The sequence below is a fragment of the Laspinema sp. D2d genome (assembly GCF_025370755.1).
Taxonomy (GTDB): domain Bacteria; phylum Cyanobacteriota; class Cyanobacteriia; order Cyanobacteriales; family Laspinemataceae; genus Laspinema.
Genome location: NZ_JAMXFC010000023.1, coordinates 45,440 through 72,437 on the forward strand (window position 1 = coordinate 45,440; position 26,998 = coordinate 72,437).

At 47.2% G+C, this 26,998-nt stretch carries 19 protein-coding genes and 1 tRNA gene; 12 read left to right on the forward strand and 8 right to left on the reverse strand.

Annotated features, from left to right (window positions below):
- Positions 1-5: 5 nt before the first annotated feature.
- The 4 genes from NG796_RS16150 to NG796_RS16165 all read right to left on the reverse strand — a co-directional run bounded on the left by NG796_RS16150 (position 6) and on the right by NG796_RS16165 (position 4,920).
- The gene (locus tag NG796_RS16150) at positions 6-2,855 is read right to left on the reverse strand and encodes a protein kinase domain-containing protein (protein WP_261207857.1); all 2,850 of its coding nucleotides are present in this window, start codon (positions 2,853-2,855) and stop codon (positions 6-8) included.
- Between the two features lie 237 nt (positions 2,856-3,092).
- Entirely contained in the window at positions 3,093-3,572 is a 480-nt protein-coding gene (locus NG796_RS16155; RefSeq protein ID WP_261207859.1) for a hypothetical protein, read from the reverse strand.
- Positions 3,573-3,825: 253 nt separating this feature from the next.
- Positions 3,826-3,912 (reverse strand) — tRNA-Ser (locus NG796_RS16160).
- 75 nt (positions 3,913-3,987) lie between these two features.
- Positions 3,988-4,920 (reverse strand): TIGR04168 family protein, encoded by a 933-nt coding sequence (locus tag NG796_RS16165; RefSeq protein WP_261207861.1) that lies wholly within the window; start codon positions 4,918-4,920, stop codon positions 3,988-3,990.
- Positions 4,921-5,141: 221 nt separating this feature from the next.
- Between NG796_RS16165 and nadA the strand changes: the two genes are divergently transcribed.
- The gene (gene nadA, locus NG796_RS16170) at positions 5,142-6,116 is read left to right on the forward strand and encodes a quinolinate synthase NadA (protein WP_261207862.1); all 975 of its coding nucleotides are present in this window, start codon (positions 5,142-5,144) and stop codon (positions 6,114-6,116) included.
- Between the two features lie 187 nt (positions 6,117-6,303).
- On the opposite strand, the gene NG796_RS16175 is transcribed toward nadA, so the two are convergent.
- From NG796_RS16175 to NG796_RS16185, 3 genes are all read right to left on the reverse strand, one after another.
- Positions 6,304-6,783 (reverse strand): TerB family tellurite resistance protein, encoded by a 480-nt coding sequence (locus tag NG796_RS16175; protein WP_317619321.1) that lies wholly within the window; start codon positions 6,781-6,783, stop codon positions 6,304-6,306.
- Positions 6,784-6,928: 145 nt separating this feature from the next.
- On the reverse strand, positions 6,929-8,722 hold the full coding sequence (locus tag NG796_RS16180; RefSeq protein ID WP_261207864.1) for a M61 family metallopeptidase: 1,794 nt from the start codon (positions 8,720-8,722) through the stop codon (positions 6,929-6,931).
- 176 nt (positions 8,723-8,898) lie between these two features.
- On the reverse strand, positions 8,899-9,582 hold the full coding sequence (locus NG796_RS16185; protein WP_261207865.1) for a Crp/Fnr family transcriptional regulator: 684 nt from the start codon (positions 9,580-9,582) through the stop codon (positions 8,899-8,901).
- A 1,314-nt stretch (positions 9,583-10,896) separates the two neighbouring features.
- Between NG796_RS16185 and NG796_RS16190 the strand changes: the two genes are divergently transcribed.
- The gene (locus NG796_RS16190) at positions 10,897-11,877 is read left to right on the forward strand and encodes a manganese catalase family protein (protein ID WP_261207866.1); all 981 of its coding nucleotides are present in this window, start codon (positions 10,897-10,899) and stop codon (positions 11,875-11,877) included.
- Positions 11,878-12,145: 268 nt separating this feature from the next.
- A complete protein-coding gene (locus tag NG796_RS16195) occupies positions 12,146-13,054 on the forward strand; it encodes a DsbA family protein (protein WP_261207867.1) in 909 nt (302 codons plus the stop codon).
- Here the strand turns inward: NG796_RS16195 and NG796_RS16200 are convergent.
- Complete coding sequence (locus NG796_RS16200; RefSeq protein ID WP_261207868.1) at positions 13,051-14,616, reverse strand: metallophosphoesterase family protein; 1,566 nt, start codon at positions 14,614-14,616, stop codon at positions 13,051-13,053. The two genes, NG796_RS16195 and NG796_RS16200, sit on opposite strands and share 4 nt — an antisense overlap.
- Before the next feature lie 448 nt (positions 14,617-15,064).
- On the opposite strand from NG796_RS16200, the gene NG796_RS16205 reads away from it, so the two are divergent.
- The 9 genes from NG796_RS16205 to NG796_RS16245 all read left to right on the forward strand — a co-directional run bounded on the left by NG796_RS16205 (position 15,065) and on the right by NG796_RS16245 (position 26,994).
- Complete coding sequence (locus tag NG796_RS16205) at positions 15,065-16,054, forward strand: glycosyltransferase family 2 protein (RefSeq protein ID WP_261207869.1); 990 nt, start codon at positions 15,065-15,067, stop codon at positions 16,052-16,054.
- Positions 16,055-16,144: 90 nt separating this feature from the next.
- Positions 16,145-17,413 carry a lipopolysaccharide biosynthesis protein gene (locus NG796_RS16210; protein WP_261207871.1) on the forward strand — a complete coding sequence of 423 codons (1,269 nt, stop codon included), beginning with the start codon at positions 16,145-16,147 and terminating at the stop codon, positions 17,411-17,413.
- 41 nt (positions 17,414-17,454) lie between these two features.
- Positions 17,455-18,396 carry a glycosyltransferase family 2 protein gene (locus NG796_RS16215; protein ID WP_261207873.1) on the forward strand — a complete coding sequence of 314 codons (942 nt, stop codon included), beginning with the start codon at positions 17,455-17,457 and terminating at the stop codon, positions 18,394-18,396.
- A 64-nt stretch (positions 18,397-18,460) separates the two neighbouring features.
- Positions 18,461-19,393: a glycosyltransferase family 2 protein gene (locus NG796_RS16220; protein ID WP_261207875.1), complete on the forward strand. Its 933-nt coding sequence runs from the start codon at positions 18,461-18,463 to the stop codon at positions 19,391-19,393.
- A gap of 1,221 nt (positions 19,394-20,614) precedes the next feature.
- On the forward strand, positions 20,615-21,841 hold the full coding sequence (locus NG796_RS16225) for a glycosyltransferase family 4 protein (protein ID WP_261207877.1): 1,227 nt from the start codon (positions 20,615-20,617) through the stop codon (positions 21,839-21,841).
- Between the two features lie 144 nt (positions 21,842-21,985).
- The gene (locus NG796_RS16230) at positions 21,986-23,293 is read left to right on the forward strand and encodes a glycosyltransferase family 4 protein (RefSeq protein WP_261207878.1); all 1,308 of its coding nucleotides are present in this window, start codon (positions 21,986-21,988) and stop codon (positions 23,291-23,293) included.
- Positions 23,294-23,469: 176 nt separating this feature from the next.
- Positions 23,470-24,459, forward strand: coding sequence for a glycosyltransferase family 2 protein (locus NG796_RS16235; RefSeq protein ID WP_261207879.1), 990 nt, complete (start codon positions 23,470-23,472; stop codon positions 24,457-24,459).
- Between the two features lie 107 nt (positions 24,460-24,566).
- Positions 24,567-26,000, forward strand: a complete 1,434-nt coding sequence (locus NG796_RS16240) for a glycosyltransferase family 4 protein (protein WP_261207880.1) — start codon at positions 24,567-24,569, stop codon at positions 25,998-26,000.
- Positions 25,993-26,994, forward strand: a complete 1,002-nt coding sequence (locus NG796_RS16245; RefSeq protein ID WP_261207881.1) for a glycosyltransferase family 2 protein — start codon at positions 25,993-25,995, stop codon at positions 26,992-26,994. Before NG796_RS16240 ends, NG796_RS16245 begins: the two co-directional genes overlap by 8 nt.
- The last annotated feature ends 4 nt before the right edge of the window (positions 26,995-26,998 follow it).

Sequence of the window (26,998 nt, forward strand, 5' to 3'; positions counted from 1 at the left end):
CCCACTCAACTCTCAAGATCTGCCACATCCCACAACCGCACTACACCATCACTACCTGCGGAGGCGAGATATTTGCGATCGGGACTGAAGGCAATGCTACTCACCGAGGTGTGTCCACACAGTTGGCGTAGTTCCCTTCCCGTAGCCGTATCCCACAGCCGCACGGTATTATCACCACTCCCAGAAGCGAGGAATTTGCCATTAGAACTGAAGGCAATGCTAAACACCGAGGAGGTATGTCCCTGAAATTGGCGCAGTTCACTTCCCGTAGCCGTATCCCACAGCCGCACGCTTTTATCTAAACTCCCAGCAGCGAGGAATTTGCCATCAGGACTGAAGGCAATGCTCTTTACGAAGGGAGATATATCCTCAAGTTGGCGCATTTGTTTTCCCGTAGCTACATCCCACAGCCGCAGTCTGTGATCATTACTCTCAGAAGCGAGGAATTTGCCATCAGGACTGAAGGCAATGCTACTCAGCGAGTAGATATCTCCCGCTAGTTGGCGCAGTTGCGTTCCCTTAGCCACATCCCACAGCAGCAGTGTGTGATCATAACTCCCAGAAGCGAGGAATTTGCCATTGGGACTGAAGGCAATGCTACTAACGCAAGAGGTATGGCCACCAAATTGGCGCAGTTGTTTTCCCGTAGCTACATCCCACATCCGCAGTGTGTGATCATAACTCCCAGAAGCGAGGAATTTGCCATTGGGACTGAAGGCAATGCTACTAACGAAAGAGGTATGGCCATCAAATTGGCGCAGTTGTTTTCTCGTAGCTACATCCCATAGCCGCAGAGTATTATCCCCACTCCCAAAAGCGAGAAATTGGCCATCGGGACTAAAGACTACCCTAAACCCCGAAGAGGTATGTCCCTTAAATTGGCGAAGTTGCTTTCCCTCAGACACATCCCACAAACGCAGGGTTGTATCCCCACTCCCAGAAGCGAGGAATTTGCCATCAGGACTGAAGGCCACGCTATTTACCGAGTCGGTATGTCCACAGAGTTGGCCCAGTTCCCTTCCTGTAGCCGTATCCCACAGCCGGAGTGTGTGATCATCACTTACAGAAGAGAGGAATTTACCATCGGGACTGAAGGCAATCCTATTCACCGAGGCGGTATGTCCCTCAAATTCCCTCAGTTGCGTTCCTTGAGCAACATCCCACAGCACTACCCTATTATACCAATGCTCATCCCCACTCCCAGAAGCAAGAAAGTAGCCATCGGGACTGAAGGCAATGCTCTTCACGAAAAGGGTAGATCCCTGAAATTGGCGTAGCTGTGTTCCCTGAGCTATATCCCATAGCCGCAGGGTGTGATCATAACTCCCAGAAGCGAGGAATTTGCCATTGGGACTGAAAGCAATGCTAATCAAGAAAGAGGTATGGCCATCAAATTGGCGCAGTTGTTTTCCCGTAGCGCTATCCCACAACCGCACGGTATTATCCCCACTCCCAGAAGCGAGGAATTTCCCATCGGGACTGAAGGCGAGGCTACCGACCCAGTCCGTATGTCCGTGAATCTGACCCAGGAATTGCCCTGTCGTTAAATCCCAGAGGTAAATCGCTTGTCCGCACGCTAAAGCTAACAGTTTTTGCTCCAGACTCACGGCTTTAGAATTAGCAGGACAGTCGATTTCCCAGAGTGCCTCACCACTGCTGAGGTTAAATAATGCTGCGCCACCCCCGGTACAGACAATCGCTAATTCCTGATCCAGCAGGATCACATCTTGAATTATTCCACGACTAAAACGCCGTACCATTCCCTGTGCTTGCAGTTCAGGCAAGATAAAATAGCCGCGCAGATCTATTACGCTTTTGCCCGAAACTGATGCACTTGTTGGCCGGGGCTTTAAAATTGATGCTGGAACCTGGGGTTTGGGAAGTGGGAGTTTTGTAGAGGGGAGATTTGGATAGCTATTTGCCTCAGATGCTGCCGGTTTCCACCACTCGCTGATATTGTTAGGTCGCTGATTTTTCTGTAGGGGTAAGGCGGAGGCGACTAAACTCTGCCAGGGTTCCTCTAATTCGGGTTCCCAGTTTTCTCCCATGAGGCGACTCAGGGCGAGTGGCGGTAGGGTCCCGGTGAGCATTTGATGTAAGAGCATCCCCAGTTCAAAAATATCGCTTTCTGGCCCGATCGCCTGGTTGCCAATCAGTTCCGGTGGGGCGTAATCTGGTGTAAATGCTCGGGTACTCCGGGTGGGCCCGATCGCGGCGCTTTCTTGTTTGGCTGCCCCAAAATCGATTAAGACGATTCGCCCTTCCCGTGTCAGGAGGATATTGTCTGGTTTGAGGTCGAGATGATAGACTCCGGCTTGATGAGTTGCCGCTAAAGCACTGACTAAAGCGGTGATGATTTCCCTAACTTGTTGCGGGTCTAATTTTTTCCCAGGCTGCTCGTCTAACTCTTGCCCTAATGTTTTCCCCGAGAGCAGTTCCATCACCAGATAGGCGGTGTTTCTTTCTTCAAATAAGTCTTGCACTCGCACTAAATTGGGATGATTCAGTTTGGCTAAAATCCGCCCTTCTCGCAAAAATCGGGTTAACCAACGCTGATACATTTCCGTTTTGTTTTGGGGAACGGTTAATCCCCCATTATTGCTGTGGCGATGGGCGAGTTCTTGGGGATAGTATTCTTTGATGGCGACAGGTTGTTCCAGGCCAATATGATGCCCGCGATAGGTAATCCCAAATCCCCCTCGTCCTAAAGCATATTCGATTTGGTAGGTGTCGGCTTTTAAGCGGGTCTGTTCCGGCAGGAGGTTTTGCTGGAGTGCGGGTAAGTGAGCGCCGCATTTTGGGCAATATTGATTTGTTGACGGGATGCCTTCTGCATGACAGTTTAAACAACGCATGAGCTTATATGTCCACACCTACTCCGATTTTAATAATTTATCATGAACGGGTGAGGAATTTAATAAATTTTTGTAACAGTTTGGGGGAAGAATTGTCCCGATGCGATCGCTTTTTAATACCCAATCCAGTTGTCAAAGACCTGTTTTCTATAAATTAGCCCGCCTGCGCGGGCTTCGTCCGTATAGCCCCACCCTTTAGGGTGTGGGGGGTTTAGCTATTTGACCATTGTAATGATGTTAACTTTCCTCAATGACTGCGGAGATTTCTGTTGCCATGTTGATTAAAAATGCCGCAGAATCTGGCTTCCCATTTTCAGTCAATATTTGGGCAATTTGGGCGAGGACTTGGACAAAGCCTCGGTCTACTAAATCGGAGTTCTTATCTAAAAGAAGTGCCACATCTTCCCCCCGATCGCACGCTAAGATTCCCTCAATTAGCTTAATATAAGCCTCGGTGCGATCGCTGCGATCGGGGTTCATCATTTCAGTCGCTTGTCCAAAGGCGAGTTGTAATTGTTGGGCTAAATCCCCTAGAAAACTAGCGGCTTCTGTTTCCCCTTCGGTTTCGGCTTTGGCGGCTGCTTGTTCCAAAATGTAGATAAATTCAACATCGACTAAATCTTCATTCTGTCGAAGTATATTTATTTCTTCTCCTTCGGGACAATCTAATAATTTTTGAATGAGTTGGATATAAGCCCTGATCCGGTTATCAGTCATCGGGTTTTTTTAGGATTTTACTGTTCTTATGATACGTCAAACTTTACCGCAATTTCGGAGGGATATTGCTTAGAGGGTAACGAGGCGATCGCAGGGTTGGGGTTGTATGGGGGTAACGACTGAAGTCGTTACTACGAAAGAATAAAGAGAACGACTGAAGTCGTTCCCCATAAGACTTTAAGTCGGTTTTAACCGACTTAAGCTGTTAGGCGGGGGTTTTAACCCCTGCCGGGTTTTTCTCTGGATTAATCAACGGAGAGGGGGAGATTCGAACTCCCGGAACCCTTGCGGATTCATCTGATTTCAAGTCAGACGCAATCGACCACTCTGCCACCTCTCCAGTGCGGCTCTGTTTTATCTTACCCCGAGTTGTCTGGAATTGAAAGAGGCAAGGGGGGAAAAAATCCGATCGCCCCTAGGCGAGGGTGGCAACGGATTCCGGGTGTTGTTGGTAGAGCACCTCTTCCGAGGCGACTGCAAAATCTTGATCTACCCAAACCAGGGAGGCGCGAGTCACGGTGTTCCCTTGTAATTCAACTAAAGAAAAGTTGCGGACTTGACCCATTTCTGTGGGGACAATCCGGGGGACGCGGGCTGCATTCAGGTAAACGGTGCCATCGTTGGTGGTATGCAGGGATCTCCGCAACTGGGTTTTAGTGTGGCGGAGGCGGTGGTGCATATGTCCGAAGGTGACGAGGGGGATGGTTTTGCCCATTTTGCGGGTTTGGGCGATCGCATCGGCAAAATCCGGGTCCCCAAAGTCGCCGCCTAGGGGTTTCCAGTCCTTGCCGCAGGGGTCTTCTGGGCGATCGCCTAACCCTTTGGGTCCATTATGTCCCAGAAAAATGATGGTATCGAAGTGGGCGCGTTTCACCGCTGCCATAATGCGATCGGTAGACTCGACAAAACTGCCGACATCGCAGCGATCGCTATAAAAATCCGCATATTTCCATTCCGACCCTCCCCAGCTAAAGGGCCGCGCCCCTACCACCGTCAGTCCAAACTGGGGAAAATCTAACTTGCCAAACCCCACATGAGTCTCACCCAGGATATCCAATTGGGACTGGACCCAATCCTCACTCCGACGATTGTAAGGACAGGTTTTGCGACCCCAGTCCGTCGCTGTGAACCAAGCGTCATGGTTGCCAAACGTCACCGCTTTGGGAATATCCAAAGCGGCGATCGCCCGGACAATTGGGACTGACTCATTCCCAAAATCCCCCACAAACAGCGCTAAATCAACCCCCAGTTCGGTTAGCGCTTCCCCATCGGCGGGTTCCCATTGTTCGTGGACATCTCCAACAACGGCAATTTTAATCTGATTTTTCTGATGATTGTGTCCGAACATCCCTGTTTCTCTCGCTGCTCTTTATCTAGGATAGGCAATCAAGCGCCTGAATGCGAAGAAACTCCAGAAACTCCCCACCCGTTGGATCTCTCCCCGACCCTCTCCTACCCGGGGAGAGGTCCCTCCCCACGAGACTCTAGGGCCTGGTTCCTCTTTTTGGTAAAAAATACTATAATTAGCAATAACACCCTAAAGAACGGCAAGTTCACCCCCTGAAAACTGTGTTTACTGCTACTTTATCCCCGCCCAATTCTGCCCAAACCTCCGCCATTCCAGACGATTTATTTGCCGCCATTGAAGACCTGAAGCAGGAACTCAATGCCGTGATTCTCGCCCACTACTATCAAGAACCGGACATTCAGGATATTGCAGACTATATCGGCGACTCCCTGGAACTAGCGCGAAAAGCAGCCAATACTAGCGCCGATGTCATCGTCTTTGCCGGAGTTCACTTCATGGCAGAAACGGCTAAAATCCTCAATCCGAATAAACTGGTGTTGCTGCCGGATTTGGATGCGGGTTGTTCCCTTGCTGATAGTTGTCCTCCCGATGCCTTTGGGGAATTTAAAGCCGCTCATCCCAATCATATCGTTATCTCGTACATTAACTGCTCGGCGGCGATTAAAGCCATGAGCGATATTATTTGCACCAGTTCTAATGCGGTTAAACTGGTGCGCCAAATTCCCGAAAATCAGCCGATAATTTTTGCTCCCGATCGCAATTTAGGCCGGTATGTCATGGACCAAACGGGCCGGGATATGGTCTTGTGGCAAGGCAGTTGTATGGTGCATGAAACCTTTTCTGAAAAGAAAATGGTTCAGCTTAAAATTCAACATCCCGAAGCAGAAATCATTGCGCATCCGGAGTGTGAACCCCCGGTGTTGCGCCATGCCAATTATGTGGGTTCAACCAGTGCGTTGTTAAATTATGCTCAGAAGAGTGACAGCAGCGTGTTTATCGTTGCCACGGAACCGGGAATCATTCATCAAATGCAAAAACAAGCGCCAGATAAACAATTTATCCCAGCGCCACCCCTGAATAATTGTGCTTGTAATGAATGCCCTCACATGAGGCTGAATACCTTAGAAAAATTATATCTAGCGATGAAAAATCGCGCCCCGGAGATTACCTTACCGGAGGAAACGCGGATAGCAGCATTGCACCCGATTCAACGAATGTTAGAAATGAGCGCGTAAGGATAGCAACCCGGCGGGGTGTTTAAAACCCGTCGGGTGTTGGCACTTAATTATTAAACTTCTTGCAAAATTCTTTAAAGCCCCCCAGTAACTAAACATTTATTCCTCCGGCTTCCCCCTTCTTAAGGGGGACGGGAGGGGGATAATCAGGGGGGTTGGGGGGATCAATCCTTTTTTTGCAAGAAGTCTATTGATTCAAAAACGCTTGAAGTTGAGAGGCAAGTTTCTCAATGATTCCTTCCTCATTTTGTAAACTTTTTTCAGCTTCTGCTTCGATGCGGTGAACGACATCCTCGGGTAAATTCAGGAGGACAACAAGTTTTTGGTAGGCTTCCGCTTCGTCAGCGTTAATATTAGGTTCATCGGGAGTGCGAGCACTGGAAGCGATGACTTCATAGCCGAGTTGCAGAACCAGTTCCCGTTCCGGTTGGGTGGCGAGTTTCGGGATTAATTCTTCAAGCGGGATGTTTTGCATCATGTAGTCCCGCAGTTCTTCTTTGAGTTTGTCTTGTTGTTCGGAACTGACGGAAAATAACCGACTAAAGCGATCGAGCATGATATCGACTTCTTCTGCGGCGAGTTCACCATCCGCCCATGCCATTGCCGTTACGACGCGTAACAGGTTCATCTGACGCGGGGTGATGGAGGGTGGGGGTGGGGGTTGCATTGCCATTGTTCTATTCCTTAAAAGATGGGAAGTTGTGGCAAAACCTTATCATGCGATCGCCGGGTTCGGCTTGTATCGTAAGGTTATCTTAGGGAATGGGTTGACGGGAAATACCCACTGAAGTCGGTATCCCGTCTTCGCCGATTTACCCTTTCAGTTGCGTCACCGAATTCCCTAACCAGCCTTTGAGATTAGTCTGTTGAGTGGCGGTGGGATTCTGAATGGGAACGATATTGTAAGTTGTGGGACGGGGTTGAGCGAGAACCGCCTCAACGGTTCGTAATTGTTCTTGATGGAACACCGTAATTTGGATTTTAGACCCGGTTTGATAGTCTTTCAGGCGATCGCTCAAATCTTCTGCGGTTACGCGCATTCCATCGATCGCCAGCAACTCATCCTCGGCATCGATTCCCGCCCGTTGTGCCGGTGAACCGATTTCTACAAATTTAATGACGGCCTTACCATTTTCTGTCTTCACTGTCAAGCCCAAAAACGGTGCTGCATCATTATTTTCAACGGGTTGCACTTTTAACCCAAAGGGTTGCAGATACTCATCCAGAGGTAATTCCGCAGTCCCGTGGATGTAGTTGTTAAAGAAGTCCGTTAAATCTTCTTCGGCAACGGATTCGATAATGGCTTTGAGTTCCTCGTCAGTGAAGCCAATTTCTTCGGTACCAAACCGTTGCCAGAGTTGCTGCATTACTTGATCCAGCGATCGCGCGTTGCCGGAGTTTGCTCGAATCCGCAAATCTAACAACAGGGAGACTAATTCTCCTTTCAAATAGTAGGAAATTTGGGAATTATCGCTATTGGCATCCCGGCGATATAGTTTAATCCAAGCATCCCAACTGGATTCACTCAGGGGTTGATACCGACGTCCCGGAAGCGTTTGTAAGCGCGTAATATCTTTACTCAGCCCTTGTAAGGCAATTTTCGCATCATAAATGCCCGCCCACAACGGCAGCAAGATATCATAATAACTGGTTGTTCCTTCACAAAACCAAAGAGAAGTTGTGTAGGTTTCCCCTTCATAATTAAATACTTCTAGGGGTTTAGGACGAATGCGCTTAACATTCCACAAGTGAAAGAACTCATGGGCGACTAATTGGATAAAACGGTGGTATTTTTCGGGATTTCTAAATCCAAAGCGGGGATAGTTTAACGAACAGCTATTTTTATGTTCCAAGCCGCCATAGCCTTGAGAAGAGAGATGGAGGATAAATAAATAGCGATCGTAAGGTAACCCGCCGAATAGCCGACTTTCCGTTTCAATGATTTTTTCAATATCGGAAATTAGCCGTTCAGCTTGGAGATTTCCTTGGCCCCAAATGGCTAGTTCATGGGGTTTATGTTCGACTTCAAAATAATAGGATTGGTGGGTGCCAATTTCAAAAGGGCTATCTACCAGGGTATCAAAATCCGGGGCGGTAAAGGTGTGGGGACGTCCCGACTTTGAGGGGAGGGAAGTGGTGACTCGCCATTCCGGTTTTGGAGGGATAATCTGAATGGAGAGGGGGCTTTTTTCAAACCCGGGGATATAAAAGAAGAGGGCAGCCCCGTTAAAATAGCCATGAGTGCTATCTAGGTGATTGGTTCGGACTGAGAGTTCATTGGCATAGATGCGATAGCGAACAATAATTTCCGAGAGTCCCGGGGTTTCAATTTGCCAGTGATTTTTGCTGAGTTTGCGCCAGGGGAGGGCAATTTCGTTGGCATCTTCAGCGGAGAATTCCTGGAGATGTTTGGCATACTCTCGCACTAAATAGGAACCCGGAGTCCATACCGGCATTTTCAAATCTAGGACCGAGCCTTGCCATCCCCGGACCTTTAACATCACGTCAAACAGATGAGATTCGGGTTCATACATCGCCACCTGATAGTAAACATCGGGTGCGATTCGGGGCATCGTACTCGGTGGAATTGTTGTTGCTTCAGTCATCGGTTATTTTGTGTTAGGTTATCGGCTAATCTGGACTCGGTTAGGGGCAGTATTTTAGACTGTCGATTCGCCACGGTTGATGGTATGGCGGTGAGTGCTTCAGGCGCGATCGCATTGAGTCCCCTTCCCTACGGTTTAGAATGCCCCTAACCTTGGCTCTTTTCGGCGAAAATAGCTCAAACGTGGCCCGCTAAATGGGTCAACTGTTTGAGATTGACCAAATAAAGAGATTCCGCAGTTTCATCAATTTTAATCCAGCCTTTGGCGTTCAATTTTTCCATGATTTTGCTGGTTTCTTCGACGCCAATATCGGTGACATCTGCTAAGTCTTTATAGGGAATATTGTAGATTTCTGTCCCTTTCTCGGTGGACTGTCCATAGTTTTCCGCCAGAGATACTAAAGTATTGGCAAGTTTCACCGCCGGGGGACGGTTCCGCAATTGAAACCGGAGATTAGTTTGTCGCAGTCGTCGGACCATGAGTTGCAGCATCCGATGATGGAGTTGAGCGTCTTTAAACAGGGTTTGGATAAACCGTTGGGCGGAAACGCTCAAGAGTTGGACGGTTGAGAGGGCAATCACGTCGGTGGAACGGGGCGATTCATCCAGAATTGCCATTTCTCCAAAGAAATCACCTCGCCCGAGAATCGCCAGAGTTACTACGTTGTCTCCATATAGGCGACGGACTTTGACCCAACCCGTGACGATAAAGTAAACGGCATTGCCCCAGGCATCTTCCATTAAGACTGCTCTGCCTGATGGATATTCGTGCTCAACCGCAACGGACAAAAGCCATTCCAGAGTTTCTGGATTGGCGGCACTAAATAGCGGGAAAAGCTCACTAAAGGCTTCGGTCTGCATGAAAGATATTTAAGATAGGGAATGAGGATAAGTAATAGCGCAGAGTCGGGAATTTGAGATTGCTAAAACAGGCAATAGGAAACCTATTTTCCAGGGTTGACCCTTCAGGGCAAATCCTTTGGGGAATGCTGATTTAGGGTTGGCTTCTGAATCAAACACGCTTCTTTGTTGCTCCTGTATTAACAATGACTACAAAAAAGACCCTCCGAGGGGAGTGTCTGGCTCCTGGGAATGGATACTGTACCGATTGTACCTGCGATCATGACGATTTGGCAGCAATCCGGGCAAAGCGGGAAAGGCGATCGCCCAGGGTGTTTTCAGAGGACTGAATCCTGTTGTTGCCCTAGTTGTCCGGCTGATTGGGGCTCCGGGTTAGAACCCACAGCAAACTCGGGCACAGTCCCACGCTTAGGGTTGTGGTTATTCTATGACTGAGGATTATATTTTCTCATGTTTGGGGTGGCTTTGGAGGGGGGGAAACAGATTTGCGATCGCCAGGGAAGCGAGACTCTAGGATCCACCAAGAACGAGGGTCCAGGCCGGAATCAGTTAGCGCAGAGGGTCCCCGGGCAGTCGTTTCCCTAAGAATTTCCTCCCCCTTTGAGGTCCCTCTACGGGTCAGGGCTCCCTTCTGTCTACCCAGAGTCTTCCTCACCATCCCGACTCCTCCAAGCTGGGGCTTTTGCGGATGTAGCCCCGGAGCCAAGCGGAATGGAAAACCGGCTTGATTTGAGTCTAAAGATGCCTTACACCGGAATCCTTTAACCGGCTTTTTACTCTAAATTGACCCATTCCCACCCACCCTCAGACTGGTTCAGTTAAGGTCTATCTGTCCCTCAATTTCCAGTCAAAATCTGGAATCCCGGTTAAGATTTTTCACTGTTATTTTATCCAGCTTAGGATACTGTGATTTTGAATAAATTTCATACCTCCTTAGATAGAATTTATTCCCAAAATTCCTCCTATTTAGAGCAGCAACTTAACAGATTAGGGGTAATTTGCTTTCTGGCCTCGACAGGGCGATCGCTAGGGAAGGCGTCAGTGTGAATTCAGAAATAAATTTTGGTGCTTAATTTAGAGAATTCAGCGTTACCGGAAAATATTTTAATTTAATTGGATAAATTAGAGAGTTTATGACCTAGGTTCATCCTTTCGGTAGAAACTGAAGGCTAAATCACTCGCTAACCTGGGTATTTAGGTGAGGAGGATTGAACCCCAAACTGAACCCGAGCGTTGTGGTTTAATCTAATAAAAAGGTTAAATAAAAAATTGCCCTCCCCCTAAAGAAGTAGAATTTCATCCCAAGGAAATCAAATGTTTTATCACGTCAAAGAATTACAATTTAATGCACGGGTATCCAAACCCGATCCCCGCTTTGCAACCTTGCTGTTAGAACAGTTTGGTGGTCCTAACGGAGAACTAGCCGCAGCGATGCAGTATTTTGTCCAGGCATTTGCGGCGCGGCAGGCGTACCCGGAAAAATACGATATGTTGATGGATATTGCCTCGGAAGAATTTAGCCACTTGGAGATTGTCGGGGCCTTGGTGACCATGTTGCTGGATGGCATCAATGGAGACCTGAAAAACGCTGCGGAAAACAGCGAAATTATGCAATTTCTGGGGGGAAATAAGACTGGACGAGAGGACCTGATCCATCAAATTGCGATGACTGGACCGCAATTATTAGCCGTATCCGGTGGTGGTCCAACGGTCACGAATAGCCAAGGTGTGCCTTGGTCAGGAACCTATGTGAATGCAAATGGGGATTTGACCGTTGATTTGCGATCGGATCTCGCGGCTGAATCTCGGGCGAAAATTGTCTATGAATATTTGATGCAATTTACCGATGATCCAGATGTAAAAGATACTTTACGCTTTTTAATGACGCGGGAAGTTTCTCATTACAAAATGTTCGCCGCAGCCCTAGAAACCATCGAACCCAATTTCCCGCCGGGAGTGCTACAAGCTGACCCGCGCTACAGCCATTTGTACTTTAATATGTCTAATGGAACCAGTGCGCGCGGACCTTGGAATGAAGGTCAAGGATCTTGGCCCGATGGGGAAAATTGGGTGTATGTGGATGACCCCCTTGATTATGTGGTGAAGACTGAAGGGATGACCCGCAATCAGACGAGTGAAGGGACGAATTTGACGGAAGAACAGGCGTTCAAAAAGGAACAAGAACTGAGTATGAAACGTTCGGCTGAGGTGAAATCCGCCACTCCAAATGGACGGAATCAGTGGTCTTCTTACCCCCAAACGAGTCTGAGTAGTCCGAAAGCACCGATGAAATAAGAAAATCGGTCATTTGAAGGGTGGAGGCTCACAGGACGGAGCCTCTCCTGGGCGGGCTCATTTAGAAAACGGGGTTGGATTTTGTCCAACCCTGAAGGCTTAACCCCAAGCTAGATGAAATTCCCCTTTCCCCTGAAGAAAGGGGAATTATCATGGTTTCAAGGTGAAGAAAAAATGCACTAACCCAGCGATCGCCTGCTACAGAAATTATCAAAATACCGATCGCCTCCCTCAATTCAACCCCTATTTATAACAAACATCCTTAATCATGCAAACTTATCCCCTGATCGCCTCCTTGGAGACCTCACCGGATCCCCAAACCCTCGGCGAAAATTCAAATCCTGTAGTACCTCTGGAAATCACCTACTATACTGACCCCCTCTGTTCCTGGAGTTGGGCGGTGGAACCCCAGCGGCGACGCTTACAGTACGAGTTTGGCGATCGCCTGGTGTGGCGCTATTCAATGGGGGGACTCCTGCGAGATTGGCAACAATTTAGCGACCCCCTCAACCATATTTCCCGTCCCATTCAAATGGGTCCCGTTTGGATCCAGGTCCGACACCTCACGGGAATGCCGATTGATGAGAAAATCTGGGTCAAGAACCCGCCAACTTCCTCTTATCCCGCCTGTATTGCCGTGAAAGCCGCCTCACAACAAGGCCCCAGCGTGGGTGAGTCTTATTTGCGGCGGCTGCGAGAGGCGGTGATGTTAGAGGGCCGCAATATTTCCCAGAGGGAGGTTCTGCTGGAACTGGGGACGGAATTGAACCCGGAACTCGGCTTTGATGGCGATCGCTTTGAGCGAGATTTGGACCATCCCGATTCTGTAGAAGCATTCCGCCAGGACCTCAAAGAAATGCGCTATCGCGGGATTGCCCGGTTTCCCAGCATGATGCTACGCCCGAACTCAGGGCGATCGCTGCTGATGATGGGATATCGACCCTATTCCGTCCTCCGAGATGCCATCACCCAAATTGCACCGGATCTCGAACCCCTGCGATCGGTGACCGATGCGATCGCCTATGCCACCCATTGGGAAACCATCACTGTTCCCGAAGTTGCTGTTGCCTTGAATCTCAATATCGACGCAACAACCATCCTTCTCGATGAAGCGATCAACCGGGGACAACTGGAAAAAGCCGGGTTTCTCTATCGCAAAACCAGGGGACAGGCTTAAATCATAAAGGCTTCTCCCTGGCGATCGTGCCATTGATGGTGCATTCGTTCGGAAATCAGGGGTTGTATTCGCAACTTGGGGGGAGACCCCTCTAAGACATCAACCCGTAAAAAGGAGTAGGGGCGCTGCTTATCGGAACCGCGACCCTTGCGCCCCACAAACAATTTCGACCGGGCCACCAGGCGCTCCTCCTCACTTTCCGGGAACCACTCGGTTAAGTCGTAACCCCCTACTCGCTGACGCCGCAAACTATATCCGCTACCGCCACAGACTATCCAATTGATATGGGAATCGGCGTGTCCCGTATCTCCCGTTTGTAAATATTCCAGACAGTGGGCGTGACCATTGATCACTAAATCCAGCAGGGGCCTGCCTTGGGTCTGGTCCCCGACCTCCTGGGCTACCTCATCTAAAACCCACCGGAGTTGACGGCGAATCGCGAGGGTTTGCCCTTGGTCCCACTTCGTGGCCTCGGTCACATAGGGAGGATGGTGGAAATACAGGATTCGTCCCCGCACTTCTGGGGTATTCCAAGACTGAATCAGGCGTTGTTTGAACCAATGGAGTTGTTCAATATCGGTAACAGTGTTTTCATTGGATTCTAGTTGTTTCTCAATATCGAGCTGCATTTCTTCGATCTGCTCTAACTTAGCTTCCAGATCATCCAGTTCCTCCGCATCATGAGAGTTATCGGGGTTGAGTTGTTGCGATCGCGCGGTGAGTTCGGCTTTCTGAAGTTCCAATTGATCCCGCCGTTTTTCTAACAATCGCCGGTATTGATGCCCTTCTGGGGTGTCGGGAAGGGGGGGCGGTTCATTAAAGGTATTGGAGTCTAGGGCAAAAAAGTCGATGTCCCCATAGCGAAAGGTGTAATACCGATTCGGTAATCGGGTAAACTTTCTGGGTTGATAGCGTAAACAGCGTCCGGTGTCCGTTTGGGCGGTGTAATGGCGATCGAAATGCGCGCCGAGTAGGAAGTCGGGAATGTCTTGGAGGTAGTCGAGAAAGGCGCGGGCGTAGGCTTTACCTTGCTCAGAACCATGCCATCCCACATCGAGATTGAAGTGGCCCCGCAAGAGATGGCGCAGGGGTTGGGCCGCTTGGGCGATCGCCCCGTACAACAGGGGGATGTCATAGTAATCATGGTTACCCGGGACGGGGAGAATGGGGAGTTTGAATACCATTTTGTTGTAGGCAATGCGATCGGGATGTTCTCCACCCACGATAAATTCCCGATAGGGTTCGATGAAGTTTTGGGGGTAATATTCGCTCGAACCCACGAGATAAATGACATCGCCGGTATGGAGAATAAAGCGGCAGTTGTCCTGGTGTTGCAGCATCTGTTTGGCGAGTTGGCGTTGGGGGTTGTTTTTGATGTGGCGTCCGGATCCGCTATCCCCGATGACTAAAAAAGAAAACTCGCGATCGCCTGATTTCCCGTCATCCAACTCAAAGCGGGTGCGATCAATCCCTTTAGACTGTAGCAAGGGATGTTGCGATCGTAATCGGGTTTTCATTTTCTCGATTTTAACCGCAGTCGGTGGATCCGAGACAAATTTCATAACTCCTTATTCCTGTATTTTTATATTTTTTTGCAGTTTCGATCGTAGTCCTAACAACTCCCAAAGTACCTCTACCGAAATATAGAAGCAGGTAACTCCTGGCCTTATTCGGTTCGGGCCGTCACCCAGAATCCCCCTTAGCTGGGGCAGAAATGAGACTCACAATGAGCGATATTAGGAACTTATGTTAGGAAGCCAGAGGTGAAGTTAGTCACCCGGTGGTTCATACCAACAGCTTTGGCCTGGGAGAGCCATCTGCCCTAAAGTGGAGACTGTACTCTTTTCTATGTCTTTAGAGGGTTGACAGGGCTTGAAAATTTAGGATACAAGCATAATATCAAAGTATGGAAAACTTGGGCAACAATTGCCTTGGCAATGTCCAACATATCAGGGAATCCGTAAGCTCAGATGACTGCTTCCTGTCCTGAATCCATGAGGAGGTGAAAACGTGCTGGAGATTTCTGTAATTATTCCTGCCTATAATGCTGAATCGACTCTTTTAGAAACTATTGAATCAGTTTTACAGCAAACGTTTACTGATTTTGAAATCCTGGTGATTAATGATGGCTCGCAAGATCGCACCCAAACCTTGGCCGAGGGGATTACTGACCCGCGTGTACAGGTATTTACCTATCCCAATGGTGGCGTTTGTGCTGCCAGAAATCGCGGAATTGCTCTGGCAAAAGGAAAATATATAGCGTTTTTAGATGCCGATGACTTATGGACCCGAGATAAGTTAGAGCTGCAATGGGCCGCCCTACAAGAGAATCCCAAAGCGGGAGTGGCTTATAGTTCTACTTGTTTGATGAATATGAATTCTCATCAAGAGTTGCCCACCTTTCATCCGACCCTAAAAGCAGAATGGGGGGGAAACCTGTATGAAAAGTTATTAGTACAAAATTTTATTCATAGCGGTTCTAATCCTTTAATTCGTCGAGAGGCGATCGCCTCGGTGGGTGAATTTGATATGGCCTGTGCGAGTTCTGCGGACTGGGACTATTGGCTACGATTGGCGAAGCATTGGCCCTTTGTGGCCGTGCCTAAATACCAAATTCTCTATCGGCGAAGCCCGGGATCTATGTCCTCCGATGTGGAGCGGATTAAACGAGAATCTTTACTGACAATGGATAAAGCCTATCAAGCAACACCCCCAGAATTAAAGCTTCTTAAAAAGCAAACTTTGACTAATTTTCATAAATATTTTGCCGAACTTTATTTAGAACAAATTAATGATGCTCAGGCCGTGAAAAAGGCTCAAAAACATTTACAAGAAGCGCTTTTTATCGAACCGCAAATCTTTTGGAACCGCTCTACGCAAAGACTGGCTATCCGCTGCTTAATTAAACAAATATTTCCCCAATCTCTAGCTAATTATCTCTTAAATTCAATCCGGAAATCGTTGACGATATCAGACCCTCGATTAAAATCCTCGTCTTGACGGAAATTTTAGAAAGACTCCCCTAAAAGTATCGGACTTTTTAAAAAAGATTGGTGACAAAATTTAAAAAAGACAAGGATTAAAAATATTATGATATCAAAAAAAATAGAATCTATATTTTCGGGAGAATATATCCGAAATGTGGGCTGGTTGGGTGGCGCAGAATTGTGTAATCGCGTCTTTCGTTTAGCCACAACGGTTACCCTAGCCCGGACCTTTAGTACCGAAGACTATGGACTGATGGCGATCGTTTATAGTGTCGTCGAATTAGCCAATGTTTTTACCCTGCGCCAAGGGATTGGGGCAAAAATTATTCAAGCCGATCGCGAGGATGTCCAAGTCATCAGTAATACCTCCTACTGGCTCAACTGGATCCTCTGTATTTTTATCTTTTTTGCCCAAGCGATCGGGGCTTTTATTATTTCTAAATTATACCATAATGACCGCTTAATTTTACCCGTTACTATCGCCGGTATTATGTATCTCATGATGCCACTTTATTTAATTCATTCGGCCCTCATTCAACGGCAAAATCGTCTCAAAATCATTGCCTTATGTAATGGGATTCAATCTTTATTGTCTAATATTATTACCGTAACTTTAGCTTTAATGGGGGTAGGAATCTGGGCGATCGTCTGGCCGATGGTTTTAACGACCCCCGTCTGGATTATCATAAGCTGGAAATATCAAGCATGGCGACCTCCGACCACTTTTAAACTAACCCGGTGGCAAGAAATTACTTCCTTTGGCGGCAATCTGTTAGGCATTGAACTCTTGGGACGGGTGAGGGGAAGTCTCGATTACCTAATTATTGGACACTTCCTCGGGATCGATGCCTTGGGGCTTTACTATTTTGCTTTTAATGCGGGATTAGGTATTAGCCTTAATGTCATCAATGCCTTTAATTCTGCCCTGTTTCCTTATTTTTGTCAAGTTCAACATCAACTAGACCAACTTAAACATCGCTTTTGGAGTAGTCTGAAAAAAACTTATCTTGTCATTACTCCAGTGATTCTATTACAAGCCAGTTTAGCCCCCTTTTATGTTCCCATCATTTTTGGAGAACAATGGAAACCTGCTATCCCGATTTTAATCCTCATTTGTTTATCAGCCTTACCTTTATCCTTAGCCATTTCCTCTTTCTATCTCCTGAATGCCACCGGGAGACCTCATATTAGCCTTTACTGGAATATCGGGTTTACCCTATTATTTGCCCTATTTATTTTAGGCACAGTTCAAAGGGGAATTGTCTGGGTTGCTGTGGCGGTGTTGCTGTATCAGTTTGTCACGGTTCCTCCGTTCATGCTGTGGTGTCTCAACTATGTATTTTCCAATCACCCAAAGGCTTCAACTCCCTAGTTTTTAACCCCTGCCCATTCAATCTAAATGGAGTCTCAAAAATGCCTATAATTTCTGTCATTGTCCCGGCTTATAATGCCGAAAAAACTATTGTAGAAACCTTGCATTCAGTCCAAAATCAAACTTTTTCCGATTGGGAAGTGCTGATGATTGATGATGGTTCGAGCGATCGCACCCTCCAGATAGTCACGGAACTGAAGGACCCGAGAATTCAGGTATTTTCCTATCCCAATGCCGGGGTAGCGGTGGCCCGCAATCACGGCATTATGAAAGCAACCGGCGACTATATCGCCTTTCTGGATGCCGATGATCTATGGACTCCCGATAAATTAGAACTGCAACTGAGGGTTTTACAAGATAATCCAGAGGCAGGAGTTGCCTATAGCTGGAATTATTACCAATATGAAAATCCAGCGGATTCTTATGCTGACACTTCCCCAAGGTTTCAAGGCAATGTTTATCCAGATTTGTTGATTAAAAATTTTCTTCAAAATGGTTCAAACCCGTTGGTGAGAAAAGAGGCGATCGCCTCGGTGGGATTTTTTGACCCCACTATCAAATCTTGTGAAGATTGGGACTATTATTTACGACTAGCCCGAAACTGGCCCTTTGTTTTAGTCCCAAAAGTCCAAGTGATATATCGGCAATCTTCGGATTCCGTTAGTTCTAATATTGAAGTTATGGAGGATTACCTTTTGCGCTTAATTAATCGAACCTTTCAATCAGTCCCTCAAGAATTAAAGCACTTGAAAAATCAAAGCATCTCCTGGGTTTATAAATATGTAGCTCATCACTATTTTATCAAAAAAAATATCACCTCTACCCAAGTGCAATTAGCGGCCAAAAATTTGATGAAAGCTGTGTTGTTTTATCCGCCTCATTGTTGGGATAACTACACTCAGTATATGGCTAAAGGAATTCTGGACCACTTTATCGAGAAACTCCAAAACCGAATGGGTTTTCTCAAACCGGCTAAATTTTAATGGACCCTAATCCATTCCCTGTTTTACTCAACCCCTTGCACATTTTGAATTAACTTTAAAAACCATGCCAAAAATTTCTATCATTCTCCCTGCCTACAATGCCGAACAAACTCTGATGGAAACGATAGAGTCTGTTCAAAATCAAACCTACTCTGACTGGGAACTCATAGCCATTGATGATGGTTCAAGAGATAATACGTTGACCCTTCTCAAAGGAATTTCAGACCCTCGCATTCAAGTGTTTTCTTATCCCAATGGGGGAGTCTCTATGGCTCGAAATCGAGGGATTACTCATGCGACAGGGGAGTATATTGCCTTCCTGGATGCGGATGATTTATGGAGTGAGGATAAATTAGAGTTACAATTGGCTGCCCTAAAAAACAATCCCCAGGCTGGGGTTGCTTATAGTTGGGTGGTTTATTTTAACCCGGAACGAGAAACTGAATATCGGAGTATTCCTCTCCATTTTGAAGGAAATGTTTATGCAGATTTGTTACTCACTAATTTTCTGGCGAATGGTTCCAATCCCTTAATTACCCGAGAAGCGATCGCTTCAGTGGGAGAGTTTGACTCTAGCTTCCCCCACTGTGCTGACTGGGATTATTATCTGCGCCTCGCTGCTCAATGCTCTTTTGTAGTGGTTCCCAAACATCAAGTATTTTATCGCCAATCTTCGGGGTCGATGTCTTCCAAAATAGATGATATCGAACACCAACTTTTAACAATGTTTGACAAGCATTTTACCACCATTTCTCCCGTAGAATATCATCGCCTACAATCTCAAAGTTTAGCCTCGGTGTATCAATATTGCGCTCACAAATATTTGGAATATGAACGCGATCGCACCGATGTGGATAAAGCCGTCCAAAAATTAACCCAAGCCATTCGCCTACATCCTCCCGCTTTTTTCAATGACTATAGCCGATCGCTCGTCCGATGGTTAGTGAAGCGGTGGATTGTAACTCGCCTCTCCCCCCATCCTCAACCGTCAACTTAATCCTAAATACCTAACCCATCAATAGTCCAGACTTCCGCATTATTTAGGGAAAACCACCGCTAAACGTAGAGGTGAGAAACCAACTTGCCTCTACCTTTAGGGTAAATTTTTTAAATCTGCATAAGTCCTACTAGAGGAGGGTTCCCTATGTGGGAGCTAACTTCTCACATGGCGAGAATTTTAAGTTTGGGTGACCCTCATCATGATTAGCAACCGATGAGGTGAAGAAATTGGGGTTATCTTCCCTGAATTGGACAGACCCCCTAAGTCATGATACGGACTAAGGGAACCGAACGGATTGATGATGCCCCTACTTAAGTTGTTTACCCTATTGACGTTCTCTTGAGTCGTTGTTAGACTAAACCTGTCTTTTTATTAAACCTAACGTCGCTCTTAAATTAAGTAGGAAATCAGCACGATCCCGACCGAACGAGCTGACCCGAACCCAATGAAAGGAGCCAGAGCATCACTCCAGTGACACCAAATATAGAGGGGTGAAAAAAAACTTTTCGGTAAATTGCCTACCCCAGGGTTTTCCAGCCCGGACAGTGAAGGGGTAGAGGGTGCAATTCCCGGACCGATGCCCTACAGGATTAAGTTGTCAAAAATACCTGGGGTTAGACCCTTAGATTACCTCTTGATCCATAATTTTTAATTGATATGTGTGCTTTACTCCGTCGCACCAAGCATTGACGGCTAGAGCTTGATGGTCAGAATTTATCCCCAGATTTCAAGGGACCGAAACTTTATTAAAACTTCTTTAATTTTTGAAAAGATTTGGGCTAAAAGTTGTAATCTTAGGTTAGGGTATCTGAACACTATGAGACAAGCGATCGGACGCGCTTAGGATAGGGAATGGCTGTTGAATCACACCCTGACGCTCCAGTTCTTCTCAGAATAGACAACGACGATCACTTGCAATCTAGCCTAATAGTCAAACTTAATTTCTTTCTTCATTTAGGGGCCGAAGAGAGAGGGGAGAATCAGGGCTTTCTCCTGGGAACAGGAATCGTTCATAAGCACTTCGGGTTGTAAATCCTGGAACCATGATTGTCTAGTACAGTCTGGACCGAGTGCCTCCAGGGATTGATCAGTGATGGATGATGTAGGTCAACCCCTAGTTTGAGCTAGGGAAACAGTAAAACCTCGTCTTCAGGGGACTGAGGGTCATCATCCTATGAGTTGCCGCATTCCCAAAAAAGAGGGGGGTGAAACAAACGCATGAATAAGCCAGTTTTAACAATTTTTTATCAGTTTAATCCCTGGCAGAGCAGCATCGGTGGCATTCAGACTTTCATCCGTGCTTTTATTAAATATGCTCCGGATGAATTTGAACTTCGGATGGTAGGAACGGGACCTCCTGGCTCGGCCTTGGGGGTATGGGAAGCGACGGAATATGCAGGTAGACCGATTCAATTTATGGCGCTGGTTGCTTTAGGGGAGGATAATATCAGGCCATTGGTTCCTACGACAATTTCATATACCGCCGCTCTCATCGGGCGGAATTTAGCTTCAGACTTCATGCATTTTTATCGAATTGAACCCACTTTATTGACTTTAAACTGGGCAGGAGATAAAACCCTGTTTATTCAAAACGATATCCGGAAGCAAATGCAGCAAAATGCCGGAAAACAAGCGATTTTGTGGCAACGATTTCCTGGGGCTTATTTTGCCCTGGAAAAGTTGTTAATCACACAATTTAATCAAATTTATTCTTGCAATAGTGAATCAGCCCAGCATTATCGGGAAGTTTATCCCGACTTAGCCGATCGCGTGGCTTTTTTAAAAAATTGCTTTGATCCGGAAATCTTCTATCCAAAACTAGGGACAGAACGGGAAACCCAACGCCGAGAACTGGCCCAAGAATTGGGATTAGCCGAAACCGTGCAATTTGTGTTGTTTGCCGGTCGCTTCCATCCGCAGAAAGACCCCCTGTTGTTAATTCGGGCGATCGCCGCCCTGGAAAATACCCAAGTTCATTTACTGATGGCTGGCGCGGGAGAGTTAGAAGAAGCAGTCCGAGGTGAGATTGATCGGTTGAATCTGAGCGATCGCATCACGTTACTTGGTGCAGTCAACTCAGACCGATTAGCTCAGTTATATCAAGTGGCGAGTGCCTTCGTCCTCAGTAGCGTTTATGAAGGGTTACCCCTGGCCGTTCTTGAAGCCCTAGCCTGTGGCACGCCTATCGTAACCACAGACTCCGGAGAAACCCCCAGACTGCTATCCCCAGAGAGTGGCATCGTCTGCCGCGAACGCACCCCCGAGGCGCTCGCCCATGCCTTGAGTCAAGTCCTAGCTGCACCCACCCGCTATTCCTGCGAGGCTTGTGTACAGACTGCTCAACCCTATAGTGCACCCACCGTAGTTGCCGAAGTCTACCGCGAAATGTTGCACCGATGGTATCACTCGAAGGCGAAACATCTAGTCTCGCCCTCCCCCAATTAACAGAATAATCAATCAATTTTTAGTAGTGTGCAGCTACCTTTTAGAGAATTAGTTTCATTTGAGCCAGTTCTGGAGTTCCGATGAATTGCTCTCAATCCTTGCAGTCTGAAGCTCAGTTAATATATCACGCCAGGATTTACCATTATGAAAATAGCTGTGATCGGTGCCAAAGGTTTACCGGCTCATCAAGGTGGAATTGAGCATTACTGTGAAGAAATGTATCCCGGCATGGTTGCCCAAGGTCATACCGTAGATTTGTATGCGCGACAAAGTTATACCCAGATTCCCTGGTTTGGCACCTATAACTATAAAGGTGTGCGTGTAATCTCTGTGCCCTCGATCGCCTTACGAGGAGTAGATGCCTTAACCAATTCAGCCGCCGGGGCGATCGCCTCAATCCTCAAATCCTACGATGTTGTCCATTTTCACGCCCTTGGCCCTGCCCTGTTTTGTTTTCTACCCAAACTATTCACCTCCGCCAAAGTCGTCGTCACTTGTCATGGACTAGATTGGCAGCGTAGTAAATGGGGCAAACTTTCTAGTCAAATCATTTACCTCGGAGAAAAAGCCGCAGTGCACTATGCAGACGAAATTATTGTCGTCTCCAAGGAACTACAATCTTACTTTTTGAAAACCTACGGCATCCAAACAACCTATATTCCTAACGCTCCCGCCACCTATCAAGAGTGTGATCCCACCCTACCCGATTTATCTACCTTGGGCTTAGAAGCAGGGCGTTACATCTTATTTTTAGGCCGGTTAGTTCCGGAAAAACGTCCTAATCTCCTTCTGGAAGCCTTTAATCAACTCAAACCCCCTGGGTGGAAACTGGTCCTCGCTGGAGGAGCCAGTGATACTTCATCTTTCCGAACGACGTTATTCCAGATGACACAGGGAAACCCCAATATTGTCTTTACCGGGGCAATTGAGGGAGAGTTGTTATCCGAAATTGTGCGGGGTGCAGGCCTGTTCGTACTGCCCTCGGATGTGGAAGGATTACCCTTGGTGATGTTAGAAGCCATGCGGGAAAAAGTACCGGTACTCGCCAGCAATATTCCCCCTCATCGCCAACTGATTGGAGAGGACCGGGGATTATTATTTGAAGCGGGAAATCTACAGTCTTGCATTGAAGGACTAAATCAGGCTCTCACACACCCTGAAACCCTGAAGGCAATGGCTGCTAAGGCCCAGGACCATGTTAAACAGAACTATGCATGGGATCGGATTGCTTTTGATAATTTATCCCTGTATGCGAAGATTGCCAAGAAACTCAGAAGGGCTGAGCAATTACAAGAAGTCCCGGCATCCCCGAGAACAGAGACCCCTGAATCTCTCCCCACTGGGACCGGGATAGAGGTCGTTCTGGAGTTGCCAGAGGAGATGTGCCGCTTGAATGTTGCAGAAGACCCCCTTCCTCTACCGACTCCCCGCTATGAAGGCATAGTCGGGTGATCCCTGGGATTCACCCGATCGCCCACCCAATCGTTTGATACAGATGGTCTTTCCTGGCGATGAGTGGGAGCGGAATCAGAGGCGATCGCCTCCTCTTGTTCCTCTTGTTCGGACTTCCCCGATGCTTCCCTCTCCTGATATCTCGTCTGATTCTACTTTTCTAGGAGATTCCCTCTATGCCTAAAGTTTCGGTGATTATTCCCGCCTATAATTCCCTCGCTTATCTGCCGGAAACCATCGCCAGCGTGCTAAATCAAACCTATTCAGATTTTGAGGCGATTATCGTCAATGATGGTAGCAGCGATCGCACGGAAGAATGGGTATCTCAACAGTCTGACCCTCGCATTAAACTGATTTCTCAACCCAATCAAGGCTTGTCTGGGGCTAGAAATACCGGCATCGCCCACGCTACCGGAGATTATTTAGCCTTTTTAGATGCCGATGATTTATGGCATCCCACTAAACTGGAAAAACAGGTGGACTGTCTGGATCATCATCCGGATGTTGGGTTAGTTTATACCTGGGTGGCCCTGATTAATGAACAGAGTATAGCTACAGGGAGATTATTTAACAGTTCTCAGGAAGGTTATATTTGGGACACACTCATCCTGGAAAATATTGTTGGATGTGGCAGTGTGGCGATGGTCCGGCGTCAGTGCTTTGAAACCTGTGGAGTATTCGATCTCAATTTTCCCTCCGTTGTAGAAGATTGGGATATGTGGTTGCGAATTGCTGTACATTATCCCTTCAAAGCCATCTGTGAACCTCTGGTGTATTACCGCCAACACTCCCAGAGTGGATCGCGCAACTGGGAAGCAATGGCAGAAAGTTATCGATTAGTGCTGGAAAAAGCGTTTGCGACGGCTCCCGAGGAGCGTCAATATCTCAAAAATTCTAGTTATGCCAGAACTAACCTGTGTTTAGCCTGGAAACTCTTACAAGGTCCCCAAAAAGATTATCGAAAAGCCTCGGATTACGCCATGAAAGCGGTCACTTTTGACCCTCAAGTTCGGTTCTCCCGAGAGTATCTACGTCTCCAGATAGCCATCCTCTTAATGGCTGGACTCGGACCCGAAAAATACGAGAAATGCTTACGCCTCTTTCATACCCTGCGCCGTCTTCCCCAACCGCCCTTAAAAATTCAAAAAGTTGTTACCGCATTGTGAACAGGGATTATCATCCATAAATTATCGGCTATTCATTAACCTAGGTTACCTGCCTCGGGTCATCTCAAATTCTTTTTAAAACCAGAAAATAAACTCAAATAACCATCGTGAATATACCCCCCTCTGAACCCCTAAAATATCAGGTAAAGGCCACAATTGCTTTACTTCCTTATTTCGATTTAATTGATGATTTTTTAGAGAGTCTTAATATCTCTTTAGAAACCTTTTGTCAAGAATTTCTCGGGAGTTGGATGTTTGGTTATGTGGATGCCCTCAATCGGGTGGGAGTCCGCACTGTCTTATTTTGTATTTCCGCTCAGGTTGAGAAACCATCTCGCTTTGTTCATCAGCCAACCGGGACCCCGATCTGTGTATTACCCCCTTGGCCGATTTATCGTTTTTATCGTGGGATCCGCTTAAAATTGCTGCGAGGCTATGGTGTTCAAGAAGGGGAAACCTTTAAAAATTTTCAGGATACTAATCCCTTGAGGAAGTCCGTCTTGAGTGTCTTGAAAAATCTCGTACAAAGCGGAGGCAGTTATCTCGCGACCCCCCTGGATTTGCTTGCCAAAGAATTACGAAAGGAGAATTGTCAAGCGATTTTATGCCAAGAGTATGAGTATGCGCGGTTTGATAGTTCGGTGTTGTTAGGAAAGTGGATGGGGTTGCCGACTTATGCCACCTTCCAGGGGTGCGATCGCCCGAGGAGTTGGATAGAAGTTCCGGGACGATATTGGGCGTTCCATAGCTGTGCGGGTGTAATTGTTGCCAGCCAAACGGAAGCTACACGGATCCGTCATCAGTATGGCATTTCTCCATCGAAAATTACCCGAATTTTTAACCCTTTAGATGTCGCCGCATGGCACCGCCAAGATCAAACCGCAGCGCGAAATAACTTGGGGATTCCGGTAAATGCTGAGGTAGTCGTCTGGCATGGACGCATTGATATACAGGACAAAGGGTTAGATATTTTGGTAGAGGCGTGGCAACAAATCTGTCTCGATCGCCCGGATCGGGATTTACGCCTGCTGCTACTCGGTACGGGTATAGAAGCTGACATTTTACAGGAACGGATTGAAGGGATGGGACTGCGGGGAATCCTCTGGTTAAACCAGTTTGTCTGCGATCGCACGGTGATTCAACAATATCTATCTGCCGCCAATATTTATGCCTTCCCGTCCCGTAAAGAAGGCTTTCCCGTTGCTCCTATTGAGGCAATGGCTTGTCGTCTTCCTCTAGTTGCTGCTGATGCATCAGGGATAGCAGATATTCTGGAAGGCGGGGAAGATTCTGGAGGCATAATTGTGCCTCGGGGGGATGCGGCTGCATTTGCGATCGCCTTGGGACGGATGTTAGATCATCCCGCATGGAGTCGAGAACTAGGTAATCGCGCGCGCGATCGGGTAGAACGTTGTTTTTCCCCAGAAGTCATTGGCAAGCAACTGCGGGATGTTTTGTTACCCCACTTAGTAAGCCCCTCGGAGGAGAAGGAGAGCCGGATTCCAAATATTATATCAATGGAGAGGTTAAGTGATGCCTAAAATTTCTGTAATTATCCCCGCCTATAATGCCGCAGCTACAATTTTAGAGACGATTGATTCCGTGTTAAAGCAAACCTTTACAGATTTTGAAGTATGGGTCATCAATGATGGATCTCAGGATAATACCCAAACCCTAGTGGAGAGTATTTCCGATAGCCGGGTACAGGTGATGACCTATCCTAACGGCGGAGTTTGTGTGGCTCGCAATCGGGGAATTTCCCTAGCCCAAGGAGAGTTCATTACCTTTCTGGATGCGGATGATTTATGGACATCGGATAAGTTAGAAAAACAATATGCTGCCCTCCAGGAGCATCCAGAAGCAGGGGTTGCTTATAGTTGGACTTGTTTTATGGATGTAACCGACACTGAGACCCCTCCCACCTTTCGTCCTTCCCCGGAATATCAATGGACGGGAAACGTTTATCAAAATTTATTAGTTCAAGATTTTATTCATAGTGGATCTAATACCTTAATTCGCCGAGAAGCTATCTCCTCCGTGGGTGAATTTGACCCAACCTGTGCGGGTTGTGCCGATTGGAATTATTGGGTCCGATTGGCTGCTAAGTGGCATTTTGTAGTCGTTAAAAAGTGTCAAATTTTTTATCGTCGGATGCCGGGTTCGATGTCATCTAAGGTTGAAGTCATGGAACGAGAAGCTTTAATTGCAATGGAAAAAGCTTATCAAGCGGCCCCACCCGAATTGCAGTATCTCAAACCCCTGAGTTTCACTAATTTTCATAAATATTGTGCTGAACTCTATTTACAACGCAGTCAAGATCAGGATGCGATCAAGAAAGCCCAACAACACGTGCAAGCGGCGATCGCCTTGCAACCCAGCCTGATGATTGGCGATCGGACTTTCCAAAAACTCTGGGTCAAATTATGGATTAAAAAACTGTTGCCTAAACCCCTGGCGAATTATCTGTTTCACTCCATCCGAAAAAGCTTGTCTATCCCAGACCCCCGGTTGCAGCCGGGGAATAAACTATCATAACTGG

Bases quoted from the DNA above. Each gene is read 5' to 3' on its own strand.
- NG796_RS16225 (WP_261207877.1), top strand. From the start codon at position 20,615: ATGAATAAGCCAGTTTTAACAATTTTTTATCAGTTTAATCCCTGGCAG.
- NG796_RS16230 (WP_261207878.1), top strand. From the start codon at position 21,986: ATGAAAATAGCTGTGATCGGTGCCAAAGGTTTACCGGCTCATCAAGGT.
- NG796_RS16150 (WP_261207857.1), bottom strand. From the start codon at position 2,855: ATGCGTTGTTTAAACTGTCATGCAGAAGGCATCCCGTCAACAAATCAA.
- NG796_RS16220 (WP_261207875.1), top strand. From the start codon at position 18,461: ATGCCAAAAATTTCTATCATTCTCCCTGCCTACAATGCCGAACAAACT.
- NG796_RS16210 (WP_261207871.1), top strand. From the start codon at position 16,145: ATGATATCAAAAAAAATAGAATCTATATTTTCGGGAGAATATATCCGA.
- NG796_RS16195 (WP_261207867.1), top strand. From the start codon at position 12,146: ATGCAAACTTATCCCCTGATCGCCTCCTTGGAGACCTCACCGGATCCC.
- NG796_RS16180 (WP_261207864.1), bottom strand. From the start codon at position 8,722: ATGACTGAAGCAACAACAATTCCACCGAGTACGATGCCCCGAATCGCA.
- NG796_RS16185 (WP_261207865.1), bottom strand. From the start codon at position 9,582: ATGCAGACCGAAGCCTTTAGTGAGCTTTTCCCGCTATTTAGTGCCGCC.
- NG796_RS16245 (WP_261207881.1), top strand. From the start codon at position 25,993: ATGCCTAAAATTTCTGTAATTATCCCCGCCTATAATGCCGCAGCTACA.
- NG796_RS16155 (WP_261207859.1), bottom strand. From the start codon at position 3,572: ATGACTGATAACCGGATCAGGGCTTATATCCAACTCATTCAAAAATTA.
- NG796_RS16200 (WP_261207868.1), bottom strand. From the start codon at position 14,616: ATGAAATTTGTCTCGGATCCACCGACTGCGGTTAAAATCGAGAAAATG.
- NG796_RS16165 (WP_261207861.1), bottom strand. From the start codon at position 4,920: ATGTTCGGACACAATCATCAGAAAAATCAGATTAAAATTGCCGTTGTT.
- NG796_RS16190 (WP_261207866.1), top strand. From the start codon at position 10,897: ATGTTTTATCACGTCAAAGAATTACAATTTAATGCACGGGTATCCAAA.
- NG796_RS16235 (WP_261207879.1), top strand. From the start codon at position 23,470: ATGCCTAAAGTTTCGGTGATTATTCCCGCCTATAATTCCCTCGCTTAT.
- NG796_RS16215 (WP_261207873.1), top strand. From the start codon at position 17,455: ATGCCTATAATTTCTGTCATTGTCCCGGCTTATAATGCCGAAAAAACT.
- NG796_RS16175 (WP_317619321.1), bottom strand. From the start codon at position 6,783: ATGCAACCCCCACCCCCACCCTCCATCACCCCGCGTCAGATGAACCTG.